This is a genomic window from Methylobacterium sp. J-076, from assembly GCF_022829405.1.
Taxonomy (GTDB): Bacteria; Pseudomonadota; Alphaproteobacteria; order Rhizobiales; family Beijerinckiaceae; genus Methylobacterium.
In genome coordinates, this window is the sequence record NZ_JAKSXW010000122.1 from 1 (window position 1) to 26249 (window position 26249).

General features: G+C 72.2%; 26 protein-coding genes. 15 read left to right on the forward strand and 11 right to left on the reverse strand.

Annotated elements, in window-relative coordinates; all coding sequences use genetic code 11:
- The first annotated feature begins 632 nt into the window (after nt 1–632).
- Nucleotides 633–2513 (forward strand): glucans biosynthesis glucosyltransferase MdoH, encoded by a 1881-nt coding sequence (gene mdoH, locus MKK53_RS13210; protein ID WP_243929167.1) that lies wholly within the window; start codon nt 633–635, stop codon nt 2511–2513.
- A gap of 7 nt (nt 2514–2520) precedes the next feature.
- Here mdoH and MKK53_RS13215 read toward each other — a convergent pair whose 3' ends face one another.
- Both MKK53_RS13215 and MKK53_RS13220 read right to left on the reverse strand, forming a co-directional pair.
- Nucleotides 2521–2913 (reverse strand): type II toxin-antitoxin system RelE/ParE family toxin, encoded by a 393-nt coding sequence (locus MKK53_RS13215; RefSeq protein WP_243929192.1) that lies wholly within the window; start codon nt 2911–2913, stop codon nt 2521–2523.
- Nucleotides 2822–3094, reverse strand: a complete 273-nt coding sequence (locus MKK53_RS13220) for a type II toxin-antitoxin system ParD family antitoxin (RefSeq protein ID WP_243929168.1) — start codon at nt 3092–3094, stop codon at nt 2822–2824. Before MKK53_RS13220 ends, MKK53_RS13215 begins: the two co-directional genes overlap by 92 nt.
- Before the next feature lie 261 nt (nt 3095–3355).
- On the opposite strand from MKK53_RS13220, the gene MKK53_RS13225 reads away from it, so the two are divergent.
- Nucleotides 3356–4021, forward strand: coding sequence for a L,D-transpeptidase (locus tag MKK53_RS13225; RefSeq protein ID WP_243929169.1), 666 nt, complete (start codon nt 3356–3358; stop codon nt 4019–4021).
- Nucleotides 4022–4230: 209 nt separating this feature from the next.
- On the opposite strand, the gene deoA is transcribed toward MKK53_RS13225, so the two are convergent.
- From deoA to MKK53_RS13260, 7 genes are all read right to left on the reverse strand, one after another.
- Complete coding sequence (deoA, locus tag MKK53_RS13230; RefSeq protein WP_243929170.1) at nt 4231–5526, reverse strand: thymidine phosphorylase; 1296 nt, start codon at nt 5524–5526, stop codon at nt 4231–4233.
- A 2-nt stretch (nt 5527–5528) separates the two neighbouring features.
- Nucleotides 5529–6260, reverse strand: coding sequence for a deoxyribose-phosphate aldolase (gene deoC / locus MKK53_RS13235; RefSeq protein ID WP_243929171.1), 732 nt, complete (start codon nt 6258–6260; stop codon nt 5529–5531).
- Nucleotides 6257–7075, reverse strand: coding sequence for a purine-nucleoside phosphorylase (locus MKK53_RS13240; protein WP_243929172.1), 819 nt, complete (start codon nt 7073–7075; stop codon nt 6257–6259). Before MKK53_RS13240 ends, deoC begins: the two co-directional genes overlap by 4 nt.
- A complete protein-coding gene (locus MKK53_RS13245) occupies nt 7072–7512 on the reverse strand; it encodes a cytidine deaminase (protein ID WP_243929173.1) in 441 nt (146 codons plus the stop codon). Before MKK53_RS13245 ends, MKK53_RS13240 begins: the two co-directional genes overlap by 4 nt.
- A gap of 48 nt (nt 7513–7560) precedes the next feature.
- The gene (locus MKK53_RS13250) at nt 7561–8307 is read right to left on the reverse strand and encodes an anti-sigma factor family protein (RefSeq protein WP_243929174.1); all 747 of its coding nucleotides are present in this window, start codon (nt 8305–8307) and stop codon (nt 7561–7563) included.
- Between the two features lie 78 nt (nt 8308–8385).
- Nucleotides 8386–8982, reverse strand: coding sequence for a sigma-70 family RNA polymerase sigma factor (locus tag MKK53_RS13255; protein WP_243929175.1), 597 nt, complete (start codon nt 8980–8982; stop codon nt 8386–8388).
- Between the two features lie 90 nt (nt 8983–9072).
- Nucleotides 9073–10197, reverse strand: coding sequence for a patatin-like phospholipase family protein (locus MKK53_RS13260; RefSeq protein ID WP_243929176.1), 1125 nt, complete (start codon nt 10195–10197; stop codon nt 9073–9075).
- Nucleotides 10198–10414: 217 nt separating this feature from the next.
- Between MKK53_RS13260 and MKK53_RS13265 the strand changes: the two genes are divergently transcribed.
- The 3 genes from MKK53_RS13265 to MKK53_RS13275 are packed head-to-tail and all read left to right on the forward strand — an operon-like array spanning nt 10415 to nt 12201.
- The gene (locus tag MKK53_RS13265; RefSeq protein WP_243929177.1) at nt 10415–11575 is read left to right on the forward strand and encodes an iron-containing alcohol dehydrogenase; all 1161 of its coding nucleotides are present in this window, start codon (nt 10415–10417) and stop codon (nt 11573–11575) included.
- 60 nt (nt 11576–11635) lie between these two features.
- Entirely contained in the window at nt 11636–11920 is a 285-nt protein-coding gene (locus MKK53_RS13270; RefSeq protein ID WP_243929178.1) for a CopG family ribbon-helix-helix protein, read from the forward strand.
- Complete coding sequence (locus MKK53_RS13275; RefSeq protein ID WP_243929179.1) at nt 11908–12201, forward strand: type II toxin-antitoxin system RelE/ParE family toxin; 294 nt, start codon at nt 11908–11910, stop codon at nt 12199–12201. Before MKK53_RS13270 ends, MKK53_RS13275 begins: the two co-directional genes overlap by 13 nt.
- An 82-nt stretch (nt 12202–12283) precedes the next feature.
- Here MKK53_RS13275 and MKK53_RS13280 read toward each other — a convergent pair whose 3' ends face one another.
- Nucleotides 12284–13525, reverse strand: a complete 1242-nt coding sequence (locus MKK53_RS13280; RefSeq protein WP_243929180.1) for an ABC transporter substrate-binding protein — start codon at nt 13523–13525, stop codon at nt 12284–12286.
- Between the two features lie 259 nt (nt 13526–13784).
- Here MKK53_RS13280 and cpaB point away from each other — a divergent pair, with 259 nt between their 5' ends.
- The 7 genes from cpaB to MKK53_RS13315 all read left to right on the forward strand — a co-directional run bounded on the left by cpaB (nt 13785) and on the right by MKK53_RS13315 (nt 21751).
- Nucleotides 13785–14594, forward strand: coding sequence for a Flp pilus assembly protein CpaB (gene cpaB, locus MKK53_RS13285; RefSeq protein WP_243929181.1), 810 nt, complete (start codon nt 13785–13787; stop codon nt 14592–14594).
- Nucleotides 14595–14614: 20 nt separating this feature from the next.
- A complete protein-coding gene (locus MKK53_RS13290) occupies nt 14615–16168 on the forward strand; it encodes a type II and III secretion system protein family protein (protein ID WP_243929182.1) in 1554 nt (517 codons plus the stop codon).
- 45 nt (nt 16169–16213) lie between these two features.
- Nucleotides 16214–16993 carry a CpaD family pilus assembly protein gene (locus tag MKK53_RS13295; RefSeq protein WP_243929183.1) on the forward strand — a complete coding sequence of 260 codons (780 nt, stop codon included), beginning with the start codon at nt 16214–16216 and terminating at the stop codon, nt 16991–16993.
- Between the two features lie 76 nt (nt 16994–17069).
- Nucleotides 17070–18320, forward strand: a complete 1251-nt coding sequence (locus MKK53_RS13300; RefSeq protein ID WP_243929184.1) for a CpaE family protein — start codon at nt 17070–17072, stop codon at nt 18318–18320.
- Between the two features lie 18 nt (nt 18321–18338).
- Nucleotides 18339–19772 (forward strand): CpaF family protein, encoded by a 1434-nt coding sequence (locus MKK53_RS13305; RefSeq protein ID WP_243929185.1) that lies wholly within the window; start codon nt 18339–18341, stop codon nt 19770–19772.
- A 4-nt stretch (nt 19773–19776) separates the two neighbouring features.
- Nucleotides 19777–20772, forward strand: coding sequence for a type II secretion system F family protein (locus tag MKK53_RS13310; protein WP_243929186.1), 996 nt, complete (start codon nt 19777–19779; stop codon nt 20770–20772).
- Nucleotides 20773–20782: 10 nt separating this feature from the next.
- Nucleotides 20783–21751, forward strand: coding sequence for a type II secretion system F family protein (locus MKK53_RS13315; protein ID WP_243929187.1), 969 nt, complete (start codon nt 20783–20785; stop codon nt 21749–21751).
- Between the two features lie 16 nt (nt 21752–21767).
- Here MKK53_RS13315 and MKK53_RS13320 read toward each other — a convergent pair whose 3' ends face one another.
- The gene (locus MKK53_RS13320; RefSeq protein ID WP_243929188.1) at nt 21768–23123 is read right to left on the reverse strand and encodes an MFS transporter; all 1356 of its coding nucleotides are present in this window, start codon (nt 23121–23123) and stop codon (nt 21768–21770) included.
- A 467-nt stretch (nt 23124–23590) separates the two neighbouring features.
- On the opposite strand from MKK53_RS13320, the gene MKK53_RS13325 reads away from it, so the two are divergent.
- The 3 genes from MKK53_RS13325 to MKK53_RS13335 all read left to right on the forward strand — a co-directional run bounded on the left by MKK53_RS13325 (nt 23591) and on the right by MKK53_RS13335 (nt 26060).
- Complete coding sequence (locus tag MKK53_RS13325) at nt 23591–24355, forward strand: GntR family transcriptional regulator (protein WP_243929189.1); 765 nt, start codon at nt 23591–23593, stop codon at nt 24353–24355.
- Between the two features lie 132 nt (nt 24356–24487).
- Nucleotides 24488–24775, forward strand: coding sequence for a UxaA family hydrolase (locus MKK53_RS13330; RefSeq protein ID WP_243929190.1), 288 nt, complete (start codon nt 24488–24490; stop codon nt 24773–24775).
- Between the two features lie 7 nt (nt 24776–24782).
- The gene (locus MKK53_RS13335) at nt 24783–26060 is read left to right on the forward strand and encodes a UxaA family hydrolase (RefSeq protein WP_243929191.1); all 1278 of its coding nucleotides are present in this window, start codon (nt 24783–24785) and stop codon (nt 26058–26060) included.
- Nucleotides 26061–26249: the final 189 nt, after the last annotated feature.

Consider the following 26249-nt stretch of genomic DNA (forward strand, 5'->3'; position numbering starts at 1 on the left):
ATTACCGAAGATCACCCAGTCACGGTGCCGAATCCTGAGTAGGCGGCGCCCGGGCGTGCTTCGTTTCGCTCGCAAAGGAGTGGGTGGTGCCGGGGGGCCAGCACCGTCATAGCGAACGCAGCGAAGCGACCCAGGGCAGCGGGACGCTTCCGAACGAGGCGGCGCCCTGGGTTGCTTCGCTCCGCTCGCAAAGACGGCGGGGGCGCGCGAGGACCCGCTCCGTCATCGCGAGCGCAGCGAAGCGACCCAGGGCAGCGGGACGCTTCCGAACGTGGCGACGCCCTGGGTTGCTTCGCTTCGCTCGCAAGGACGGCGGTAATGCGGGAGGGCCCGCCCCGTCATCGCGGACGCGGTGAAGCGGCCCGGCGCGGCGCGGGGGTGGCCGCGTCGAAAAATCCCGTGCGAACGGCGGCTTGCGCCGTCGTTCTGTCCTTATTCAGGCCGATGGCGATACCAGGGGTTTGACCGGCCGCCGGGGCGATGCCTGGCACGAACCACGGCGGCGGCATGGGGGGGATCGGTCGGCGTCCGGCGGTGCCGGGGGTGCGGGGTCGTCGCCTTGCGCCGATCATCCTGTCCCGAGGCGCCCGACCGGCCGGGCGCCCCCTGCCGCCACGGTCGAGGTCCTGGCCATGTCTCACCGCGCCACGCCCCCTGCCCCGCCTTCGGCGTCGCTCCCGCGCGAAGCCTGGCACGGGTCCTCCCGGTCCCTGGCGGCCCGGCGCCTCGCCTTGGCCCTGCCGAGCCTCGCCACGGCCGCCGCCCTCGCGTGGCTGGCGGGGCGGGCCTTCCCCGCGGGGGACGCCCTGGCCTGGGCGGTGCTGGCGACCTTCTCCCTCGTGATGGGCTGGCAGGCCTTCACCGCCTGGCAGTACCTCTACGGCTTCGTCGCCGACCTGCTCGGGGCGAGGGCGAGATCCGCCCTGGAGCGCGCCGCAGCGGCCCCCGGCCCCCTGCCCCGGGGCGAGGGGCGGACGGCGGCCATCGTGGCGATCCACGCCGAGGACGCCGTCGCGGTGTTCGCGCGGCTGCGGGTGATGGCCCGCTCCCTGGCGCGGGAGGGCACGGACGACATCGACATCTTCGTCCTGTCGGACACCCGGGACGGCGCCATCGCCGCCGTGGAGGAGCACGAATTCGCCCGCATTCAGGCCTGGGCGGCGGCGGACCCCGCCCTGCCCCGCATCCGCTACCGCCGCCGCCGGGAGAACACGGGGCGCAAGGCCGGCAACGTCGCCGAGTTCTGCGCGCGCCACGGCCGGGACTACGCGTTCATGATCGTGCTGGACGCGGACAGCCTGATGACCGGCGCGGCGATGACCCGCCTCGCGCGGCTGATGCAGGCGAGCCCGAAGGTCGGGCTGATCCAGACCGTCTCCTACGCCGCCGGCCGGGACACCCTGTTCGCCCGGGTGCAGCAATTCGCGGTGCGCCTCTACGCGCCCCTGGCGCTCCGCTGCCTGGAGACGTGGCAGGGGCCGGAGGGCAGCTACTGGGGCCACAACGCGATCCTGCGGATCGAGGCCTTCGCCGCCCATGCCGGCCTGCCGGTGCTGCCCGGCCGGGCGCCGCTCGGCGGCGAGATCCTGTGCCACGACATCGTGGAGGGGGCGCTAATGGTGCGCGCCGGCTGGGAGGTGCGCCTCCTGCCCGAGTTCGGCGGCACCTGGGAGGAGATGCCCACGAACCTGATCGACCTGCTCGGGCGCGAGCGCCGCTGGTGCCAGGGCAACGTCCAGCACCTGCGCGTGCTGCCCTGGAAGGGCCTCGCGGGGGCGAGCCGCTGGCACATCGGGGTCGGCATCCTCTCCTACGCCATGCTGCCGCTCTGGATCGCTTTCCTCGGCCTCGGCGCGTGGCAGGCCGCCTGCACCGGCGACCTCGGCCTCCTGGCCTACGGGCTCGGCGGGGCCGGCCCGGCCGCCCATGGGCTGGCCGCCCTCAGCGTCGCCGTGCTCGCCGCGCCCAAGCTCCTCAGCCTCGTCCACGTGCTGGCCTCCCGCGAGCGCCGCGCCGCCTTCGGCGGCACCGGGCGGCTGCTCGCCAGCGCGGCGCTGGAACAGGCCGTCTGGGTGGTGCTGTGGCCGGTGATGACCCTGTTCACGGCGGGCGCCGTGGCGGCGACCTTCCTCGGCCGGGTGGTGCGATGGGAGACGCAGGACCGGGACGACCGGCAGGTCTCCTGGGCCGAGGCGTTCCGCCTCCAGGCCGATGCGGTGGTGGTGGGCGCGCTGATGGTGCTCGGCCTCGTCTGGGCGGGCCAGCCCTGGCTCGGCCTCTGGCTGGCCCCGGTGGCCCTCGCCCTGCTCACCAGCCCGGCCCAGAGCGTCTGGACGAGCCGCGCCGACCTCGGGCGCGCGGCGCGGGCGCGGGGCCTGTTCCTCACGGCGGACGACACCGCCCAGGCGCCGGAGCTGGCCGAACTCGCCCAGATCCGCGGCATCCCCGCCCCGCCGGCCCGCCCGGCCGTACGGGAGCCCGCCCTGTGGCTCCCCGCCGCCGACGAGGTGTGAGAGTAGCCTAATCGTCGTCCTTGATGGCGAGGGCGGCGAGATCGCGCCCGCCATACAGGATCCGGCCGATTTCGACGCCCCGTGCATCGATCCGGAACAGGATCGACGCCTGCCGCTGGAATCCGAGCGTCCGGAGTCCTGGCCGCAGGTCGTCGCGCCGGGTTCCGCGCACGGGGAAATCGCCGAGCGTCAGGCAGGCTGCTTCGAGTTGGCTGATATCGGCGGCAGCCCGCTTCGGGCCGGAACGCTCCGCGATGGAGGCATGAAGGCCGAACAGGTCTGCGAGTGCCGCCGGGCGGAAACGAACCTCAACCGTCGCTCTCGCGATCCCCGGTTCGCTCGGCGCGATGAGCCCGCAGACGCGCGAAGGCGTCCTTGGCGGGGACGGACGGGGCAGGATCGTCGAAGGCGGCGTCGATGCTGCGCAGAAGCTCGGTGCGACGCTCGGCGAGGTCGGTTTCCCGGTCATCGAGAAGCCGCAGGCCGGCACGCACCACCTCGCTGACGTTCTGAAACCGTCCGCGGGTGATCTGCTCCTGAACGAAACCTTCGAAATGAGGGCCGAGATTGACGTTGGGCATGCTTGCGCTCCTCGGACGAGGAGGTAGCCACCTGCGATCGATAGCAATAGATGTCGAAGCCGGCGTGCTGCGGCAGTCTTATGGTCAAGCTGCCACAGTGTGGCCATGACATCACGGCGGCGGCGGAACGGCGGCGCGGGCGGGTTTGAGGCTTGGCTTTGGGGCCGGAGCGTTTAGGCCTTGGTGAGGATCGGCACGGCATCGTGTCCGCCAGCGTCCCTGCGTTCTCCGCCATTCCGCGCCCGACCTCGTGAGGCCTCGATGCGTCGTATTCTTCCCGCCCTCGCCGGGCTTGCCGGCGCGGCCGTTCTCGCCGTGCCTGCCTTCGCCTACGAGATCGATCCGCTGACCCGCCAGCCCATCGACAACGTGCTCACCGTGCGCGTGCGGCCCCAGGCCGTCGAGCCCGTGGCGGTGCCGGTGGCGAACGCCTCCCTGAACACCGCCGACCCGCTCTCGCAGAGCGCCGCCGTCCCGCAGATGTCGGCGATCCAGCGCGAGACGGTGGCCTATGACGGCCCCTACGGCGCCGGCACCATCGTGGTCTCCACCGCCGAGCGGCGGCTGTACTACGTCCTCGGCGGCGGCCAGGCCCTGCGCTACGGCGTCGGCGTCGGCCGTCCGGGCTTCACCTGGGGTGGCGTGCAGACCATCACGATGAAGCGCGAATGGCCGGATTGGCGCCCGCCGGCCGAGATGATCCGCCGCCGGCCCGACCTGCCGCGCTACATGAAGGGCGGGGTCGAGAACCCGCTCGGCGCCCGCGCCATGTATCTCGGCGGCACCATGTACCGCATCCACGGCTCGAACGAGCCGGAGACCATCGGCACCGCCGTCTCCTCGGGCTGCATCCGCATGACCAACGAGGACGTGATGGACCTCTACACCCACGCCAAGGTGGGCACGAAGGTCATCGTCCAGCGCTGACCGCGCGGCGGTGACAGGGCAGAGGGCCGGCGGCGACGCCGGCCCTTTTTCGTTGGCGGGGGGCCGATCCGGTCTCCGTCCTCCCCCGCCGCCGTCATCGCGAGGCGAAGCCGACGCGATCCCGGGCGCGCCTCGTTTGGACAAGGCGGCGCCGACTGGATGGCGGCGCTCCCGCGCGCCATGACGGGTTTGGCAGGACGAGGGAGGCGTCAGCCGCCGTGCCGCTCGATCACCGGGGGCCGCGGCTCCGGCGGGTCTCCCATCCGGTAGGCGGCCCGGAGCGCGGCTTCGGCCCGGTCGGCGGCGGCCTCGTCGGCGGCGTGGACGATGCCGATGAGCCCGGCCGCATCCCCTGGCCGGGCGAGGTCGGTGAGGCCGACCGCCGGGTCGATGCCGTCCTGCGGGCGGGTGCGCCCGCCCCCCAGCGCGATCACCGCGAGGCCGAGGTCCCGGGTCGCCACCGCGGCGACCGTGCCGGAGGCCTCCACGCGGCGGCGGACCGGCGCGGCGGGCAGGTGCCCCCCCGGCCGCTCCAGCAGGTCGGCGGGGCCGCCGAGCGCCGCGACCATCCGGGCGAAGCGCTCCGCCGCGCGCCCGGAGGCGAGGGCGTCCTCCAGGCGGGCGGTGGCCTCCTCCCGGCTCCTGGCGAGGCGGCCGAGCACCAGCATCTCCGCGCCGAGGGCCAGGGTGACGGCGTGGAAGCGGGGCTCCCGGCGGGCGCCGGTGAGGTAGTCGAGGGCGTAGGCGACCTCGACGGCGTTGCCCGCGGCGGAGGCGAGCGGTGCATCCATGTCGGTGACGAGGGCCGTGGTGGGCAGGCCCGCGCCCACCGCGACGCCGACGATGCTGTCGGCCAGCGCCCGGGCCTCGGGCAGCCCGGCCATGAAGGCGCCCGACCCCTGCTTCACGTCCATGACGAGGCCGCCGAGCCCGGCCGCGAGCTTCTTGGACAGGATCGAGGCGGTGATCAGGTCGAGGGATTCGACCGTGCCGGTCACGTCGCGGATGGCGTAGAGGCGCTTGTCGGCCGGGGCCATCCGGTCGGTCTGGCCGATGATGGCGCAGCCGACCTCGCCCACCACCCGCCGGAACAGGGCCGGATCGGGGGCGACGTCGTAGCCCGGGATGCTCGCGAGCTTGTCGAGGGTGCCGCCGGTATGGCCGAGACCCCGGCCGGAGATCATCGGCACGTAGCCGCCGCAGGCCGCCACCATGGGCGCCAGGGGCAGGCTCACCGTGTCGCCGACGCCCCCCGTCGAATGCTTGTCGAGGACCGGGCCCGGCAGGTCCCAGGCGAGGACGTCGCCGGAGTCGGTCATGGCCCGGGTCAGGGCCACCCGCTCCGGCACCGAGAGGCCGCGGAAGACCACCGCCATGGCGAAGGCCGCCGCCTGCCCCTCCGTGACGGCCCCGTCGGTGAGGCCCCGGATGAAGGCGGCGATCTCCTCCGCCGAAAGGGTGCCCCCATCGCGCTTGGTGCGGATGGTCTCCTGCGGCAGGCGCATCCTCACGCGTCCCGCGCCTGCATCAGCACCCCGAACAGGCTGCTCGCGCCGAGCCGGAACGTCGCCGGCCGGGCCCAGGCGGGGCCCATGGCCCGGTCCGCCAGGGCGAGGTAGGCGGCGGCGTCATCGAGGGTGCGCAGGCCGCCGGAGACCTTCACCCCGGCGGGCCGCCCGGAGGCCAGCACCGCGTCGAGGAGGATGCGCGCCGCCTCGGGCGTCGCCGAGACCGGGCTCTTGCCCGTGGAGGTCTTGAGGAAGTCGGCCCCCGCCGCCAGGGCGAGGTCGGCGGCGGCGCGGATGGCCCCCGCCTCGCGCAGCGCGCCGGTCTCCAGGATGACCTTCAGCAGGGCGTCGGGGCAGGTCTCGCGCACCGCCTCCACCACGTCGCGGGCCACCGCCTCGTCGCCGCGCAGGAAGGCCCGGTAGGGCAGGACGAGGTCGATCTCCCCCGCCCCGTCGCGAAGGGCCTCGGCGGCGTCGTCGGCGGCCCGGGCGGCATCCTCGCCACCCTCGGGAAAGTTGATGACCGTGGCGAGGCGGATGCCGGTGCCGGCCAGCGCCCGCGCCCCCTGCTCCACGAAGGAGGGCCAGACGCAGATCGCGGCCACGCCCCCGGCGCGGGCGTCCCGGCACAGGGCATCGACCTTCGAGTCCGTGCAGGTGTCGCCGAGGTCGGTGAGGTCGAGGAGCGCCAGGGCGCGGGCGGCGACGAGGCGGGATTCGTCAACGGTCATGGGGTGTCTCCCGGCTCCGGCAGGGCTGCGGCGAAGGCCCGGACGAGCCGCGCGAGATCCCCGGCGGCGGCCGCGGCCACCGCCTTGGTCTCGGCATGGTGGGGGGCGCCGCCCGCGATGCCGGCGGCGAGGTTGGTCACGGCCGAGACGGCGGCGACCGGCAGGCCGAGGAAGCGGCCGAGGATGGTCTCCGGCACCGTCGACATGCCCACGAGGTCGGCCCCGAGGATGCCGGCCATCCGCACCTCCGCCGGCGTCTCGAAGCTCGGGCCGGAGAACCACGCATAGATCCCCTCCGCGAGGGCGATCCCCTCCGCCCGCGCCGCCGCGGCGAGGCGGGCGCGCAGGCCGGGGTCGTAGGCGTCGGTCATCGGCACGAAGCGGGCATCGCTCGCCTCGCCGACCAGCGGGTTGAGGCCCGACAGGTTGATGTGGTCCGTGAGCAGGGCGAGGCGGCCCGGCCCCACCTCCGGCCGCAGGGACCCGGCGGCGTTGGTGAGCAGCAGGCACCGGGCGCCGAGGTCGCGGGCGCAGGTCAGGGGACGGCGCATGGCGGCGGCGTCGCCGGCCTCGTAGGCGTGGGCGCGCCCCTCGAAGACCAGCACCGGCCGCCCGGCGATCAGGCCCCGGTGCAGCCGGCCCCGGTGGCCGCTGACCCCCGCCCCCGGGAAGCCGGGGATCGTCGCGTAGTCGAGGCTCCGCGCCCCGTCGAGGCCGGCGGCGAGCGCCCCGAGCCCGGTGCCGGCGACGATGGCGCAGGCATAGGGCCCCTCGAACCCGGCCTCCCGCAGGGTGGCGAGCGCCGCCCCGCTCACGGCCCGGCCCCGACGGTCGCCGCGCCGAGGGTCTCCGGGCCGAAGGAGGCCGGCAGCAGGGCCTCGAGGGTGTGGCGGGCCAGGATCCCGTGGGGGCCGGCCGCGAGGACCGGCGCGTCCGGCCCGGCGAATTCACGGATGCGCTGGCGGCAGGCGCCGCACGGGGTCACCGGCACGGCCCCCTCCGCGCAGACGAGGATCGCGGCGATGCGGCGCCCCCCCGCCGCGACCATGGCGGCGATGGCGCCCGCCTCGGCGCAGGTGCCGACAGGGTAGGCCGCGTTCTCGACGTTGCAGCCGGCATGGACCGCGCCGTGCTCGTCGCGGATCGCCGCGCCGACGGGGAAGCGCGAATAGGGCGCGTAGGCCCGCCCCCGGGCGGCCAAGGCCGCCTCGAACAGGGCGCCGAGCCCGTCGTCTTCCGATCCCGCCCGCATGGGGCCTCTTTCGCACCAAGCGGGCCGATCTGTCGAGGTGGCGGATCGTCAGCCGCCGAGGAGATTGGCCGCGCGCTGGAGCACCGCGTCCCGCTGCGGGCCGCTCACCGCGTAGGCGTTGCCCCCCGCCGTCCAGGCGAAGACGCGGCCCTCGGCGGTGTCGCCGAGCATGGAGGGGCCGGAGCGGCCGTCGGCCCGGGTGGCGAAGAGCGACACCTCGCCCAGCGTCTCGGCCTCGAAGGAGACCTCGATGCCGGTGCCGTGCCGGGAGGGGAACACCTGCAGGTCGCGCACCCGCCACCCGGCGGGGAGAGGCGGCAGGTCGACCCCCGTCGCCTGGCGCAGGCGGTCCCGGTCGTAGGCGGCCGCATCCGCCGCCGTCACGGCGCGCAGCTGCGCCACGGCGCGGGCCTGCCGGGCATCCTCGACGAGGCTGGCATCGACGGTCGAGGCCAGGGTGCCGGGGATGCCGAAGCGGCCGATCTCGTCATGGGCGAGCCAGCCCGCGCCCACCAGCACGGCGATGGCCGCGGCCCGCGTCATCCGCGAGGCGGCCCGGTCCCAGCGCAGGGAGCGGTCGAGCCGGCGGGCCAGGGCGAGGTTGCGGTCGGGCCCCGGGCCGAGGCGCTCCCGGAAGCTGGCGCGCAGGGCGTCGCGGTCGTGGAAGTCGGCCATCACCCGGGCGGCGGCCTGCGGGTGGGCGGCCAGATGCGCCTCGACCTCGAGGCGGCGCATCGGGTCGATCTGCTCGTCGACGAAGGCGATGAGATCGCTGTCTGTGATCGGATCCATCATCGGTGAAGTCCTCGGGTAGCCGGCGGTCCGCCGCATGGCGGGCTTCCGGGGATGGGGCGGCCACGCGTCGCCCCCGAATCACGCATCGCCCGCGGCCCGCCGCGGGCCGCCGTCATTGGCCACGAGGCGCAGGGAGGGCCGCTCCGCGCGGGGGGCACCCGGCGGCTCCTCGCCGGCGCGGCCGAGCCGCGTCCCATCCTCGAAGGCGCGCAGCGCCGCCCGGCCGCGGCCGAGGCGGGACATCAGGGTGCCGATGGGGATGCCGAGCACCGCCGCGGCATCGGCATAGGCCATGCCCTCGATGGTCACGAGGTGGAGGGCGGCGCGCTGCTCCTCGGGGAGGGTGGCGAAGGCCTCGCGGATCTGCGCGAGGCGCACCTGGCCCTCCTGGGCGGGCGGGCTCATCTCCTCGTGCATCCGCACCAGGGCGTCGGCGTGCCGCACCTCGACCTGACGGCGGCGCTGCTCGTCGATGAAGACGTTGTGCAGCACCGTCATCATCCAGGTGCGCAGGTTCGTGTTGGGGCGCAGGGTCCCCTTGGCTTCGAGGGCACGCACCAGAGTGTCGTGCACGAGGTCGTCGGCCTTCAGGGAATCCCGCGTGAGCGCGCGGGCGTAGCGGCGCAGGGGCACCAGCAGGTCGACGATGTCCGGAAGGGCGTTCTTATCGGGCATGACAGGTAGACGCCGGAGGATGCCGGATTAATCCCGGACGATGTGCGAAGGGCGCCACGACGGCGGCGCCCCCCTCATCCCGGGGCCCGGCTACTGGTAGGCCTGCCGCAGGTCGATGCTGCAGCGGTGGCCGACCTGACCGTAATGCTGCTCGAGCCACGCCTGGGCCGCGGCGCGGCCCTTGTCGCGCAGCCGCAGGAACACCTTCCAGCGGGCATCGAGCTTGGAGGCGGTGTTGTAGTCCTCCAGGGCGTCGGTGCCGTCGATCCGGTGCAGCAGGACGGGCTCGTAGCCGGTCTTGCCCAGCGTCCCCTCCTCGATCAGCCCGTCGAGGAAGTCGATGGCCCGCAATTCGCGCATCAGGTTGGCGTTGAAGGTGATCTCGTTCAGCCGGTCGCGGATCTCGGCCTCCGTGCGCGGGGTCTCCCGGCGCTCGACGGGGTTGATCTGCACCAGAAGGATGTCCCGCGTCCGCGCGCCCCGGTGCAGGGGATAGAGCGGCGGGTTGCCGAGGTAGCCGCCGTCCCAGTAGGGCACGCCGTCGATCTCCACCGCCTGGAAGACCGTCGGCAGGCAGGCCGAGGCCATCAGGTGGTCCACCGTCAGGGCGTCGCGCTCGAACACGGCGAGCTTGCCGGTCCAGACGTTGGTGGCCGACACGAACAGGCCCGCCGTCGGCGCGTCGCGCAGCCGCTCGAAATCCACCTGCTTCGCCAACGCCTTGCGCAGCGGGTTGATGTTGAGCGGGTTCGAGACGTAGGGGCTCGGCGTCAGCGCCTTCGCCCAGAACTCGGCCACCGGGTTGCCCTTCCACAGGTTCAGCATGCCGGTGAGGAAGTGGCGCTGCGTCGGGCCGAGGTCGCCGTCGAGGCTCACCTCCCGCCAGAACTGCTCCAGCCCCTCGCGGGCCCCGTCCGGCCCGCCCTTCACCCAGCCATCCACCATCACGACGGCGTTCATCGCCCCGGCGCTGGCCCCGGTCAGGGCCTCGAAGGCGAGGCGCCCGTCCTCGATCAGGGCATCGAGCACGCCCCAGGTGAAGGAGCCGTGGGCGCCCCCGCCCTGCAGGGCGAGCGCCACCGGCTTCTCGGCCCGGGGGCCGGCGAGGACGTGGCCCGCGAACCCCGCGGTCTCGGGGCCCACCGCGTCCGGCGAGGGTTCGGGGACGGCGGTGGCGGGATTGTGCGGCTCGTTGCCGTGCGGGTACTCGCTCATCTCGGCCTCCTGTTCGACCCTGAAGATGGGGGGACCGGCCGCGGCGGCAACGGCCGATATTGCAATGCAGCAATCCCCGCGCGGATCCCTCCGGGGTTCGGGGGATCCGCGCGGATTCCGGTTCCCCCGCCGGGGCCGGCCGCCTATGGATACATGATCACAGCTCCGGACCACCGGGCGGAGGGTCCCGCGCGGGCGGGGCCGCATGGAGGACAAGATGGTCGCCTCGATCGCCCTGCCGCGGCTGATGCGCGTCGGCGCCGGGGCCTCCCGGCTGCTGCCGGAGGTGCTGGGCCAGCTCGGCCTGTCCCGGCCCTTCGTCGTCACGGACCGGTTCCTGGCCGGCAGCGGCGCGGTGGAGACCCTGACCGAGCGCCTCGTCGCCGGGGGCGTGACCCCGCGGGTCTTCTCCGACACGGTGCCCGACCCGACGGTGGCCTCCGTCGATGCGGCGCTGGCCGCGCTCCAGGCGGGCGAGCACGACTGCGTCGTCGGCTTCGGCGGCGGCAGCCCCATGGATACGGCCAAGGCGGTGGCGGTCCTGGCCCGCCACGGCGGCCCGATGCGCCGCTACAAGGCGCCCCACCTGCAGGACGAGGCGGGCCTGCCCGTCGTCGCCATCCCCACCACCGCCGGCACCGGCTCGGAGGCGACGCGCTTCACCATCGTGACGGACGAGGCCAGCGACGAGAAGATGCTGTGCATCGGCCTGGCCTACCTGCCGGTGGCCGCCCTGGTCGATTACGAGCTGACGCTCACGAAGCCCAAGCGCCTCACGGCGGATACGGGCATCGACGCCCTCACCCACGCCATCGAGGCCTATGTCTCGCGGCGCTCCAACATCTTTTCGGACGGGCTCGCCCTCCAGGCGATGGGGCTGATCGCCCCGAACCTGCGCCGGGTCTGGACCGACCCCGGCGACCGGGCCGCCCGGGAGGCGATGATGCTCGGCGCGACGCAGGCCGGCATCGCCTTCTCGAACAGCTCGGTGGCCCTGGTCCACGGGATGAGCCGGCCGATCGGCGCGCATTTCCACGTCGCCCACGGCCTGTCGAACGCGATGCTGCTGCCGGCGGTCACCGCCTTCTCGGCACCCGGGGCGATCGACCGTTACGCCGCCTGCGCCCGGGCGATGGGCCTGAAGGCCGGCGCCGGGGACGAGGCGGCGGTGGCCGCGCTCATCACGGAGCTGCGCGCCCTCAACGACGACCTCGATGTCCCGAACCCGCAGGAATACGGCCTCGACGCCGCCCGCTGGGAGGCGCTGATCCCGACCATGGCCGAGCAGGCCCTGGCCTCCGGCTCGCCGGGCAACAACCCGCGCATCCCGGACGCGGAGGAGATCGCGGCCCTGTACCGGGAGGTGTGGGCCGGGTAGCGGCCGGGACCGTGCCGGATTATCCTCGGTGAGACCCTATTCCGATCTAGGAGCGAGCCGATGCCCGCCACGCGCCCCGTTGCGGTGAAGCTCGATGTCGAGGTCCATGCGAGGGTGCGCGACCTCGCCAAGGCACAGAACCGCTCGGCGAATTTCCTGATGCGCGACGCCATCGCCCAGTACGTCGAGCGTGAGGAGAGGCGCGAGGCGCTGCGTCGGGAAGCCATGGCCGCAGCCACGGCGTACCGGGAAACGGGACTGCATCTGACGCACGACGAGGCGGATGCGTGGCTCGCCCAGCTTGAAGCCGGGCAGGACGTCGAGCCCCCGGAATGCCACGACTGATCTGGACGCCGGAAGCCCTCCGCGATGTTCAGCGCTGCTACCGCTTCCTCGTCGCGAAGAACCCCGCCGCCGCAACCAAGGCGGTGCGCGCGATCCGAGAGGGTATGCGGATCGTGGAAGCTCATCCGGGCGCAGGGCGTCCGGTGGAACACCTCGCCACGGAATTCCGGGAGTGGCTGATTCCCTTCGGTGCGAGCGGGTACGTCGTCCTCTATCGGATGGGCGACATGCAGGCGGAAGTGCTCGCCGTCAGGCACCAGAAGGAAGCCGGCTACCCCTGAAACGGCGTCGGCGTGAACGCCTCGACGATGGGCGCCACGGGGGGGGACCCGGACGGCTCCAAGCCGCCCGGGCGAGATGCGCCTACTTCCCCGCCACCAGCGGGCACCCGCTCTCGGCCTCGGGGGCGTAGGCCTCCTGGCCGGGGATGGTGGAGACCAGCTTGTAGAGGTCCCACTCGCCCTTCGAGTCGGCGGGCTTCTTGATCTCGAACAGGTACATGTCGTGCACCATCAGCCCCGTCTGCTGGACGTGGCCGTGATGGGTGAACACGTCGTCCACCGGCAGGGACTTCAACTTGGCGTTGACTGCGTCGGTCTCGTCGGTGCCCGCCGCCTTCACCGCCTTGAGGTAGGACAGCACCGCCGAGTAGGTGCCGGTCTGGATCATGTTCGGCATCCGGCCGGTGCGCTTCATGAAGCGTTGGCCGAAGGCGCGGGTCTCGTCGTTGAGGTCCCAGTACCAGCCCTCCGTGAGGGTCAGGCCCTGGGCCGCCTTGATGCCGAGCCCGTGGACCTCGGACAGGGTGAACAGGAGCGCGGCGAGCTTCTGGCCGCCGTCGGTGATGCCGTATTCGGCGGCCTGCTTGATCGAGTTCGAGGTGTCGAGGCCCGCGTTGGCCAGCCCGATCACCTGCGCCTTGGACCCCTGCGCCTGCAGCAGGAACGAGGAGAAGTCCTGGCTCGACAGGGGATGGCGCACCGAGCCCACCACCGTGCCGCCATTGGCCTTCACCACCGCGGAGGTGTCGTTCTCCAGGGCGCTGCCGAAGGCGTAGTCGGCGGTGAGGAAGAACCACGTCTTGCCCCCCGCCCGGGTCAGCGCCCCGCCGGTCCCGACGGCCAGGGCGTGGGTGTCGTAGGCCCAATGGTAGCCGTAGGGGGTGCAGGCCTTGCCGGTGAGGTCGCTGGAGGCGGCCCCGGTGGTGATGGTGATCTTCTTCTTCTCCCGGGACAGGCCCTGGACCGCCAGCGCCACCGAGGAGGTGGTCAGCTCCATGATGGCATCGACGCCGTCGCGGTCGTACCATTGGCGGGCGATCCCCGAGGCGATGTCCGGCTTGTTCTGGTGGTCGGCCGAGACGATCTCGATCGGCACGCCGCCGACCTTGCCGCCCATGTCCTCGACGGCCATCTTCGCCGCCTCGATGGAGCCCGTGCCGCCGAACTCGGCGTAGAGCCCGGACTGGTCGTTGAGCACGCCCAGGCGCACCACGTTGCCGGAGAAGGCCCCCTGCGCCGGAGCCTGTGCCGCGGCGGGGCCCGAACCGAGCACCGTCCCCGCGAGGGCGGCCGCGAGCGCCGCGCCGCCGATACCCTTCACCATGCGTCCCATCCCGTCGTCTTGAAGACCCCGGCCTGCTGACGTGCCGAGTCGCGTGCGACGGTATGTCATGCGCGGCCGCCGCGCCACGGCGGGCGCCGCGCGAGGGTGACGTTGGACGCGCCCTTTCGCGTCATTTCCGGATCGCCGCGGCGGCTCCCCGGTGAGGGAGACTTAACCATGTTTATACCAATCGAGCGCAACTTCCGGTCATGTCCGCTGAACCGGCGATCCGCCTCATCCAGGTCCGACTGGAAGCCCGATGAAACCCGCCCGCCTCGCCGTCCTCGGCATCGCCCTCCTCGCGGGCAGCGGGGCGGCCTACCTGATGGGCGGTAACCCCCCGCCTCCCCCGCCGCCGGAGAAGGTCGTCCAGGCGCCGCCCCCGCCCACCACCGACGTGCTGGTGGCCGCCGCGGACGAGCCGATGGGGCAGGTGCTCCAGGCGGCCGACCTGCGCTGGCAGTCCTGGCCGGATACGGCCCTCTCCCCCGGCTTCGTCACCCGCCGGGACAATCCCAAGGCCCTGGAGACCACGGTGGGCGCCACGGTGCGCTCGCCCTTCCTGGCCGGCGAGCCGATCCGCGCCCAGAAGCTGGTGCGGCCCGAGAGCGGCTTCATGGCGGCGATCCTGCCCTCCGGCATGCGCGCCGTCGCCATCGTCACCGACAGCCGGGGCACCAACTCCGCGGGCGGCTTCATCCTGCCGAACGACCGGGTCGACGTGATCCGCACCTACCGCGACGACGCCGCCTCCAAGTCCTCCGGCTCGGACGTCCAGCTGTCGCAGACGATCCTGCGGGACATCCGGGTGCTGGCCGTGGGCCAGCTCATCCAGGAGAAGAACGGCACCAACGTCGTCACGGGCGAGACCGCCACCCTCGCCCTCAGCCCCGCCCAGGCGGAGACGATCACCCTGGCGCAGAAGATCGGCTCGCTCTCCCTGTCCCTGCGCAGCCTCGCCGATGCCGGGCACGGCGCCGATCCCGAAACGCCGGTTCCCGAGCAGGCGGCCGCCGAACAGGGGCTGACCATCGTGCGCTTCGGCATCGCCAAGCAGCAGACGCCGTGAGCGCCATGAAAAACAGCGTCATGCCCCCCCGCACCACCGCCCGCCCCGGCCCGCGCCGCCTCGGCGCCCTGGCGCTCGCCACCCTCACCGCCTTCCCCGCCGGGCCCGCCTCGGCCCAGCTGCGCGGCTCGCAGGAGCGTCCGGCCCTCGGGCCGGCGCCGGTCGTCACCGTGGGCGCCGCGGAGACGAACACCAGCCGCCGGGTGGAGCTCACCGCCGGCCGCTCGGTGATCGTCGATCTGCCGCGGGACGCCAAGGAGGTGTTCGTGGCCAACCCCGCCGTGGCCAACGCGGTGGTCCGCTCGACGCGCAAGGTCTTCGTGATCGGCATGGCCGACGGGGCCACCACCATCTTCATCATGGACGCGGAAGGGCGCCAGATCGCGGCCCTCGACGTCACGGTCGCCCGCGACCTCAACCTCAGCACCCTGCGCGACCTGCTCAACCAGAGCATCCCGGCGGGGCGGTTCGACGTGCGCTCCTCCGGCGCCTCGGTGCTCCTGTCGGGCTCGGTCAATTCCTCCGCCGAGGCACAGCAGGCGATCGACATCGCCAACGCCTTCGTCGGGCTCGGCACCGGCGGCGCCACCGGCGGGGGCGCCACGGGGGGCGTCGCGGCCGGCGCCCGGGGCGCGGTGATCAACAACCTCACGATCCGCAACAAGGATCAGGTGATGCTGCGCGTCACCGTGATGGAGGTGTCGCGCAACGTCGTGAAGCAGTTCGGCGTGAACCTCAACGGCAACTGGTCGGCGATCAACCCCCTCGGCAGCATCGCCGATCCGAGCCTGACCGGCTTTGCCAACCCCACCTCGTTCCCGATCAGCGGCGGCAGCACGTCGAGCGGCCAGTTCCAGGCCTCGGCCCGGGGGGCGGGCTTCTCCCTGACGGCGACGGTGAAGGCCCTGGAGCAGGCCGGGGTCTCGCGCATCCTCGCGGAGCCGACGCTCACCGCGATCTCCGGCGAGGCGGCGAAGTTCCTGGCCGGCGGCGAGTTCCCGGTCCCCTCCTCGGCGGCCTGCACCACCGGGGTGTGCACGCCGGGGATCGAGTTCAAGCAGTACGGCGTGGCGCTCTCCTTCACGCCGGTGGTGCTCGCCGACAACCGCATCTCGATCCGCGTCGCCACCGACGTGACCGAGATCGACCCGCAGCAGAGCTTCAACTTCCCCATCGGCTCCTCGTCGGTGGCGGTGCCCGGCACCCGGGTCCGCCGCTCCGAGACGACGGTGGAGCTGCCCTCCGGCGGCGTGATGATGACCGCGGGCCTGATCCAGCAGGTCAACAAGCAGGCCCTCAGCGGCCTGCCCGGCCTGATCAACCTGCCGATCCTCGGCGCCCTGTTCCGCTCCCGCGACTACCAGCGCCAGGAGACGGAGCTGATGATCATGGTGACCCCCTACATCGCCAAGCCGATGGAGCCGCGGCAGGTCAACCGGCCCGACGACAACTTCACGGACACGGCCGACACGCAGGCCGTGCTGCTCGGCCAGTTCAACCGCCTCTACGGCAAGGCCGGCGCACCCGCCCTGGCCCCGGCCTACCGCGGCCGCGTCGGCTTCATCGTCGAGTAGCCCGTGCCCCTCCCCCCTGCGCGGCCGAGGCCGCCGAGGACCGTCATGACCGGACGCACGCCGCCCGCCCCCCCGCCGACCCCGTCGCCAGCCCCCTCCCGGCCCCCGGCCCGGGCCGGGCTGCGCCTGCTCGGCGCCTGCGCCCTCGCGGCGCTGGCCGGCGCCTGCAAGGGCGAGCCCCCCGTCACGGGGGCGATCGGGACCTCCGACTACCGGGCGCGCCACCCCATCGTCCTCGCCGACGGGACCCGCACCCTCGACATCTTCCCCACCGGCCCCGGCCATCTCGACCCCCGGCAATCGGAGGACGTCGACGCCTTCATGCTCGAGTACCGGCGCTACGGCCGGGGCGGCCTGCTGATGGAGGTGCCCCGGGGCCTGCCCCCGGCCCGGGCGGCGGCGACCGAGCGCATGGCCGGCCTCGTGGTGCAGCGGGCGGGACGGGACGGCGTGGGCCGCCAGGACATCGCCGCCACCCCCTACGCCGTCGCGGCCCCCGACCTCGCGGCGCCGATCCGGCTCAGCTTCTCGCGGATGCAGGCCAAGGTCGCCGACGCCTGCGGAACCTGGCCGCAGGACCTCGGCGGGAGTGATTTCGCCTTCGACAACAGCAACCGCCCGGTCTGGAACTTCGGCTGCTCGACGCAGGCCACCCTCGCCGCCCAGGTCGCCGACCCGGTCGATCTCGTCCGCGGGCGCCAGGAAGGGCGGATCGACGCCGTCAAGCGCATCCGCGACGTCGGCCAGCTGCGCGACGGCAAGGATCCGTCAACCCAGTGGCGTCAGGATGGTCAGACATCCGTGAAGGCTCAGGTCGGCAATTGACGCCGGCCCCCACCATGTCCCGCCGGGACCGCGCGACCCCGGCGCATCGATTGCGTTCCAACCCGAGAGTGCCGTGATGGCGGAGCAGAGCGAGACGGCCGAGCGCGTGATCGCCCCGGTCCCGCGGATCACGATCCAGGCTTTCTGCGAGGTCTCCGAGACGGCCGCCATGATCGAGGCGGCCGCCCAGGACAGGCGCCTCCAGCGGGCCAGGGTCAAGGTGCGCATGGGCGGCGGGGCGGCGGCCATCGAGGCGTTCCGCCACGCGCCGACCCCGAACGTCATCGTGCTCGAGGTGCAGGGCGCCCGCTCGAAGCCCCTGGAATGCCTCGATGCCCTGGCCGAGGTCTGCGACGAGGGCACCCGCGTCCTGGTGATCGGCCACCTCAACGACGTCACCCTGTACCGGCAGCTGCTGCAGCGGGGGGTCTCCGACTACCTGATGGCGCCGGTCGATCCCCTGACCCTGATCGCCTCCATCTCGGAGATGTTCACGGCGGCGGGGGTGAGGCCGATCGGCCGCTCCATCGCCGTGTTCGGCGTCCGGGGCGGGATCGGCGCCTCGACGGTGGCCCACAACCTCGCGTGGTCGGTGGCCCGCGGCCAGGGCGTGCCGACGGTGATCGCCGACCTCGACATCGCCTTCGGCACCGCCTCCCTCAACTTCAACCAGGACCCGCCGCAGGGCATCGCCGAGGCGGTCTTCGCCCCCGAGCGCCTGGACGCGGCCCTGGTGGAGCGCCTGCTCTCGAAGTGCAGCGACAACCTCAGCCTGCTCTCGGCGCCGGCCAGCCTCGACCGGACCATCGACCTCTCCGAGCCCGCCTTCGACGTGCTCATCGAGCACCTGCGGTCGAGCGTGCCCTGCCTCGTGCTCGACGTGCCGCACCAGTGGAACGCCTGGACGAAGCGGGTCCTCTCCGCCGCCGACGAGATCCTGGTCGTCGCCGGGCCCGACCTCGCCTCCCTGCGCAACGCCAAGAACCTGCTCGGCGCCCTCAAGCACGGCCGGCCCAACGACGCGCTGCCCCGGGTGCTCCTGAACGGCACCGGGATGCCCAAGCGGCCCGAGATCGCCGCCGCCGAATTCGCCAAGGCCCTCGACGTGCCCCTGGCCGCGACGATCCCCTTCGACCCGTCCCTGTTCGGCACCGCCGCCAACAACGGCCAGATGATCGCCGAGGTGCAGCCGGGCTCGAAGCTGGCGGACCTGTTCAACGATCTCGCCGCCTCCGCCATCGGGCGGGTGGAGACGCGGCACAAGAGCGGGGCGAGCCTGCTCGAACCGCTCCTGGCCAAGCTCGCCGCCCGCCGGAAGGCCTCGTGATGCGGGTCCGGAGCCATCATGTTCGGTAGACGGCAAACCGGCTCGGCGCCCGCGCCCGCACCGGTCATCCAGGCGCGCTCCGCCCAGCCCGCCCCCCCGCCCATGGCGGCGCGGGAGGCGGCGCCGCCCACCCGCGCCGCCCCGGTCGTCGTCGAGACGGCCCGGTCGGACGAGTATTACCGCACCAAGAGCCTGATCTTCGGCGCCCTCATCGAGGCGATCGACCTGACCCAGCTCGCCCATCTCGACGCCGAGACGGCGCGCGAGGAGATCCGCGACATCGTCACGGAGATCATCGGGCTCAAGAACATCGTCCTGTCGATCTCCGAGCAGGAGGAACTGCTCGACGACATCTGCAACGACGTCCTCGGTTACGGCCCCCTGGAGCCCCTGCTCGCCCGCGACGACATCGCCGACATCATGGTCAACGGCGCCGGGCGGACGTTCATCGAAGTCGCCGGCAAGATCCAGCTCACCAGCGTGCGGTTCCGCGACAACCAGCAGTTGATGAACATCTGCCAGCGCATCGTCAGCCAGGTCGGCCGGCGGGTCGACGACGCCTCGCCGATCTGCGACGCGCGCCTGCCGGACGGCTCCCGCGTGAACGTCATCGCCCCGCCGCTGGCCATCGACGGCCCGGCCCTGACGATCCGAAAGTTCAAGAAGGACAAGCTCACCCTCGACCAGCTCGTCCGCTTCGGGGCGATCTCGCCGGAGGGGGCGGAGGTCCTGAAGATCGTCGGCCAGTCGCGCTGCAACGTCGTCATCTCCGGCGGCACCGGCTCCGGCAAGACGACCCTGCTGAACTGCCTCACCGCCTTCATCGAGCTCGACGAGCGGGTGATCACCTGCGAGGACGCCGCCGAACTCCAGCTCCAGCAGCCGCACGTGGTGCGCCTGGAGACGCGGCCCCCCAACATGGAGGGCCAGGGTCAGGTCACGATGCGCGACCTCGTGAAGAACTGCCTGCGCATGCGCCCCGAGCGGATCATCGTCGGCGAGGTGCGCGGGCCCGAGGCGTTCGACCTGCTCCAGGCCATGAACACCGGCCACGACGGCTCGATGGGCACGCTCCACGCCAACAGCCCGCGCGAGTGCCTGTCGCGCATCGAGTCGATGATCTCCATGGGCGGCTTCACCCTGCCCTCGAAGACCCTGCGCGAGATGATCTGCGGCTCGATCGACGTGATCATCCAGGCGACCCGCCTGCGCGACGGCTCGCGCCGCATCACCCACATCACCGAGGTGCTGGGGATGGAGGGCGAGGTGATCACCACCCAGGACATCTTCCTCTACGACATCCTCGGCGAGGACGCGAACGGCAAGATCATCGGCCGCCACCGGGCGACGGGGGTGGGCCGCCCGCGCTTCTGGGAGCGCGCGCGCTATTACGGCCTCGAAGGGCGCCTAGGCGCGGCCCTCGACGCCGCGGAAGTGGTGGAGGGGGCCTGAGGCGATGCCCGATCTCGACCCCGGCTCGCTCCTGCCCGGCCTGCCGATCGCCACGGGGCTCGTGGGCGTGGCCGTCGCGCTGATGACCTACGCGGCCATCGTCGCGCTGCTGCCGGGGGAACGCCGGGCGAACAAGCGCCTGAAGCTCATCTCCGTCAGCGCCGTGAGCGCGGCGGGGCGCGGGGGTGGCGTCAACCGGCGCGACCAGGTCGCCAAGACCCTGGGCGAGATCGAGGCCAAGGCCAAGGGCGCGGCCAAGGCCACCCTGGAACTCAAGATCGCCCGCGCCGGCCTCGACTGGTCCAAGCGCACCTACTGGACCTTCGCGGGCGGGAGCGGCGTCGTCCTCGGCTTCCTGCTGTTCCTGATGACGGACAGCATGCTCGCCACCCTCGGGGGCGCGTTCTTCGGCGCCTTCGGCCTGCCGGCCTTCATGCTGCGCCGGATGCGGCTGCGCCGGGTCGCGAAGTTCAACAAGGAGCTGCCCAACGCCGTGGACGTGGTGGTGCGCGGCATCAAGACCGGCATCCCCGTGGGCGACTGCTTCCGCATGGTCTCCCGGGAGGCGGAGGAACCCCTGCGCGGGGAGTTCCGCACCATCGTGGAGACGCAGGCCCTCGGCCTGTCCCTCGGCGAGGCGGTGGCCCGCCTGCACGAGCGGGTGCCGACCGCGGAGGTCAACTTCTTCTCGATCGTGATCAACATCCAGCAGCAGTCCGGCGGCAACCTCTCCGAGGCGCTGGGCAACCTCTCGCGGGTGCTGCGCGACCGGGCCAAGATGCGCGGCAAGATCCAGGCGATGAGCATGGAGGCCAAGGCCTCCGCCTCCATCATCGCCGCCCTGCCCTTCGGCGTGGCGGGCATCACCTCGCTCACCAGCCCGGACTACATCTCGCTGCTCTGGACGACCGACGCGGGCAAGATCGCCCTGGTCGGCTCGGCGATCTGGATGAGCCTCGGAATCCTGGTCATCAAGAAGATGATCGCCTTCGAAATCTGACGGGGACGGCATGATCGACGCGATCGCCGACAAGCTGTTCGACGCCCGCTTCGTCGGCACCGTGCTGGCCGCCGTGGCCGCGGGGGCGACCGCCTTCGCCGTGGCGCAGCCCTTCCTGGAGCCGGACAAGCTCGGCAAGCGGATGAAGCTCGTGAGCGACGAGCGCGAGATCATCCGGCGGCGCGAGCGCGAGAAGGTCGCCACCAAGGGCAGCCTGCGCACCGAGCCCAAGGCCTACATGAAGGACATCGTGGAGCGGTACAACCTGCGCCGCTGGCTCGGCACGGACACCGCCAAGCGCAAGCTCCTGATGGCCGGCTACCGGGGCCAGGGGGCGGAGACGGCCTTCCTGTTCTTCCGCCTCGTGACGCCGGTCGGCGCCTTCATCACCGCGATCTTCTACCTGTTCATCCTGGAGGCGGTGGACGTCTCCTACCTGATGCGCTTCGCCATGGTGATCTGCGCCGCCTTCCTCGGCATCAAGGCGCCGGAGCTGTTCCTCGTGAACGCCGCCAAGAAGCGCCAGACCGAGATCCGCAAGGCGTGGCCCGACGCCCTCGACCTCACGCTGATCTGCGTCGAGTCGGGGATGGCGATCGAGAACGCGTTCCGCAAGGTGAGCACCGAGATCGCGGTCTCGTCGGTGGTGCTGGCCGAGGAGCTGGCGGTGATGGTGGCCGAGATGTCGTTCCTGCCCGACCGCCGCCTCGCCTACGAGAACCTCGTGATGCGCACCGGGCTCGATCCGGTGAAGGCGGTGGCGACCGCCCTCAGCCAGGCGGAGCGCTACGGCACCCCCATCGGCCAGGCCCTGCGGGTGCTCAGCCAGGAGAGCCGCGACCAGCGCATGATCGAGGCGGAGAAGAAGGCCGCGGCCCTGCCGCCGAAGCTGACCGTGCCGATGATCCTGTTCTTCCTGCCGGTGCTCTTCGTGGTGATCATCACCCCGGCGGTGATCCAGATCATGCGCACGCAGTGACGGGCGGCCCCGGCCCTCAGGCCGGTGACCCGCGCGCCACCTTCGCGCCGCCCGCCCCCTGTGCGGGCCCCGCCTCCCCGGCCTCGTCCAGGCGGCGGCCCTTCGTCTCCGGCGTCAGGCTCAGGGCGGCGACGGCGATCACGGCGTAGATGCCGTAGACGACCGGGATGAAGTACCACCGGCCCGTCACGTCCTGCCCGATGAGCCCGGCGAGCAGCGGCGGCGCGATGCCCCCGCCCAGGATCGCCGACAGGCTGTAGGAGATGCCGGCCCCCGAATACCGGTACTTCGTCGGGAAGCTCTCCGAGGTCAGGATCGGCGCCAGCCCGTGCAGGATCCCCACCCCCGTCAGGGTGATGAGGAACTGCAGGCCCAGCACCAGCCAGACCTGCTGGTTCAGGATCGCCAGGGCGTAGGGGATCGACAGCACCGCCGTCAGGATCACGGCGAGGTAGCCCACGGTCTTGCGGCGCATCAGGTCCGCGGCGGGCCCGCTGATCATCACCCCGAGCACGTCGCCGATCCGCGCCACGAAGATGATCACCGCCGTGGTGGCGAGGGGGATGCCCGCCGACTTCATGAACGAGATGGCGTAGGTCCCGCTGACGTAGCCGTCCATCTGCTGGAACGCGCAGAACAGGGCGAGCAGGAGGATCGGCCGCCAGTGCTTCCGCGTGACGTCGAGGCTCGGCATCTTGGCCACCTCGTCCTTGGCCTTGAGCTGCGCGAACAGGGGCGAATCCGCGAGCTTGAACCGGGCGAGCAGGCCCGGCACCACGACGACCACGGAGAGGAGCATCGCGATGCGCCAGCCGGAGGTGGAGAAGCTGTCGGCCAGGACGTACAGCACCGCGCTCGCCGCCATCGCCCCGCCGGGGATGCCGAGGTTGGCGAGCGACACCCAGAACGCCCGGTGCTTGCGGGTGGCGCCGAACTCCGCGAGCAGCGAGGCCGCCCCGCCGAACTCGCCGCCGAGGCCGATCCCCTGGATGATCCGCAGGGTGATGAGCAGGATCGGCGCCGCGATGCCGATCGTGTCGTAGCCCGGCAGCAGCCCGACCATGAAGGTCGTGGCGCCGACGATCAGGATGTTGATGAGGAAGGACGTCTTCCGCCCCGCCCGGTCGCCGAAATGCCCGAACAGGAACGCCCCGAGGAGGCGGGCGGGGAAACCGGCCCCGAAGGTCAGGTAGGAGAAGATCAGCGCCGTGGTCGGCGTGGTATTCGGGAAGAAGATGTGCGGGAAGGCGCTCGCCGCCGCGTAGCCGAAGATGAAGAAGTCGTAGAATTCGACCAGCACGCCCGAGGTCGCCGAGAAGGCGAGGAGGGCGATGGTCTTGCGGTCGGTCGCGTCCTGGCGGATCGGCGTCATGTCTCGACATCTCCGGGGCTGACGGGCGGGGCCGCGCCGCGTCCGGCCGCTCTCTCCCGAACCGGGGGGGCCGGAGGCGAATGTCGGGCGCTCGGCCGCGGGCGCGGCGGGGCGCCTCGCTAGCGCGCGCGGGCGACTCAGGGACCGCCGGGTCGCGCTAGACCACTCTCATCGTGGAACCTTCCGACGCAGAACCGGCCACCGCGTCGGCCGACGATGCGCCGGGGCCGGCCCGGCGCGGTCGGTCTTCGGGGCGGGGAATGGCGGCGCGGGCGCGCGGGGCCTGTGCTGTGGCCGATGTCGGCGTTTCGCCTCATCGCTCCCTCCCAGGAACGCGTGTGTTAGAACCGGCTCGGCCGGCTCGCTGCGCCCCCTTTGTCGGGGGTCTGCCATGGCGATGGTCGGCAAGTCTTATATAAGATACTTGACGTCGTCAAGACACCGATATGCCCACCCCCGAGCCCCCGATGAACGACCACCCCGCCGCGACCTTCAAGCCCGAGCTCCGGCCGCTCTACGTCCAGATCCAGGGGCTCATCACCAAGCGGATCGCGGACGGGGCCTGGAAGCCCGGGGATCTGCTGCCGACGGAGCACGAGCTCGCCGCCGAGTACGGCGTGAGCCAGGGGACGGTGCGCAAGGCGCTGATCGCCCTGGAGGGCGAGAAGCTGATCGTCCGGCGGCAGGGGGTCGGCACCTACGTCGCCCGGCACGCCCGGGACACGGTGCTGTTCCGCTTCTTCCGCATCGTCACGCCGGAGGGGGCGCGCCTCTCCCCCAAGAGCCGCCTGATCGCCCAGGAGGTCCGGCCGGCGACGGCGGAGGAGGCGCGCCAGCTGGCCCTCGCCGAGGGTGCGCCCCTGCACGCGGTCACGCGGGTGCGGACCCTGCGTGACGCCCCCGCGATCTACGAGGTCGTGTTCGTGCCGGCTGCCATCATCCCCGTCCTCGACCTGCCGACGACGGAGGAGATGAGCGAGGAGATGTACGTGATCTACCAAGAGCGCCACGGCATCCTGATCACCCGCGTGCAGGAGCGGCTGCGGGCGGTGGCAGCCGGGCCGGAGGAGGCGGACGCCCTCGGCGTGCCGGAGGGATCGCCCCTGCTGGAGATCGTCCGCGTCGCCTTCGACGTGAGCGGGCGCCCCGTGGAACTGCGCATCAGCCGCTGCGACACCCGCGAGAACCGCTATTCGGCCGACATCGTCGACACGGACGGCGCCCGGGCCTGAGAGGGCTGGGTTTCAGGACCTCACCGCCTTTGCGGGCGCAGCGAGGCGAGGACGGACCGGCTTGCACACCCTTGACCGCCGATTCTTAGGTCTTATACAAGACTCGCGGATCGAAGCAGCGGGAGGCGCGCAATGGGAGTTCCCCAACTCCTCGTCCACGACCCCAGGGACTCGGTGGGCGTCGTCGTGGTCGAGAATCTCGATGCCGGGACGGAGATGCTGTGCGTTGTCACGCACGACAATTCCGACTTCCGGCTGACGGCCAGGCAGGAAATCCCCATCGGCCACAAGGTGGCCCTCAAGGACATCAGGTCCGGCGACACGGTCTGGAAGTACGGCCAGGACATCGGCAAGGCCGTCGCCGACATCGCCAAGGGCGAGCACGTCCACACCCACAATCTCAAGACGAAGCGGTGGTGAGGGTCCCATGAGCTTGCAGGCAACCTTCGCGCATTCGATGCCCGCCGCCTATGCCGGCGGAGCCCCCGACCAGTTCACGACCAAGGCGCTGCCGAGCCGGCGCGCCTCGGCGGACTACGCCCACGCCACCTTCACCGGCTGGCGGCGGGAGAACGGCCGGGTGGGCGTGCGCAACCACGTCGTCCTCCTGCCCCTCGACGACCTGTCGAACGCCTCCTGCGAGGCGGTGGCCAACACCATAAAGGGCACGATGGCCCTGCCGCACGCCTATGGCCGGTTGCAGTTCGGCGAGGATCTGGAGATCCACTTCCGCACCCTGATCGGCATCGGCTCGAACCCGAACGTCGCCGCCGTGGTGGTGATCGGCATCGAGGACGGCTGGACCGCCCGCGTGGTCGAGGGCATCGCCAAGACCGGCAAGCCGGTGGTGGGCTTCGGCATCGAGGGCCACGGGGACATCGCCACCATCGCCAAGGCGAGCTACGCCGCCAAGCGCCTCCTGCAATGGGCGAGCGAGTTGCCCAGGGAGGAATGCCCGATCACCGACCTGTGGGTCTCGACCAAGTGCGGCGAGTCCGACACCACGACGGGCCTCGCCTCCTGCCCGACGGTGGGCAACATGTACGACAAGCTGATCCCCCTCGGGATCTACGGCGTGTTCGGGGAGACCTCCGAGATCACCGGCGCGGAGCACCTGTGCCGGGAGCGGGCCGCGAGCCCGGACATCGCCGAGAAGTGGTTCGCCATGTGGAAAGCGTACCAGGAGGACGTGATCGAGGCGCACAAGACCGACGACCTCTCCGATTCGCAGCCGACCAAGGGCAACATCGCCGGCGGGCTGACGACGATCGAGGAGAAGGCGCTGGGCAACCTCGAGAAGATCGGCCGGCAGTGCCGCTACATCGACGCCCTGCAACCGGCCGAGGCGCCCGCGAAGGGGCCGGGCCTCTACTACATGGACACGTCCTCGGCGGCGGCCGAATGCGTGACCCTGATGGCGGCGGCGGGCTACGTGATCCACACCTTCCCGACGGGCCAGGGCAACGTGATCGGCAACCCCGTCGTGCCGGTGATCAAGATCAGCGGCAACCCGAAGACCTTGCGCACCATGGGCGAGCACATCGACGTGGACGTGACCGGCGTGCTCCGCCGGGACATGACGCTGGATGCGGCGGGCGACGCGCTGATCGACATGGTGGTGCGCACGGCCAACGGCCGTCTCACGGCGGCGGAGTCCCTCGGCCACCGGGAGTTCGTGATGACGAAGCTGTATCGCAGCGCGTGACCGGCATGCCCCCCTCCCCCCTCTGCGGGGGAGGGGGGCCCCGGCGTCAGCCGGGGTCGGGAGAGGGGAAACCCGCTCACCGTTGAAACCATGCCCGCGGTGAGGGACGCGCTTTCTCCTGCGCCGTCGCTCCCCTCTCCCGACCCCCTCCGGGGGCCACCCTCCCCCGCAGAGGGGAGAGGGAGAAGC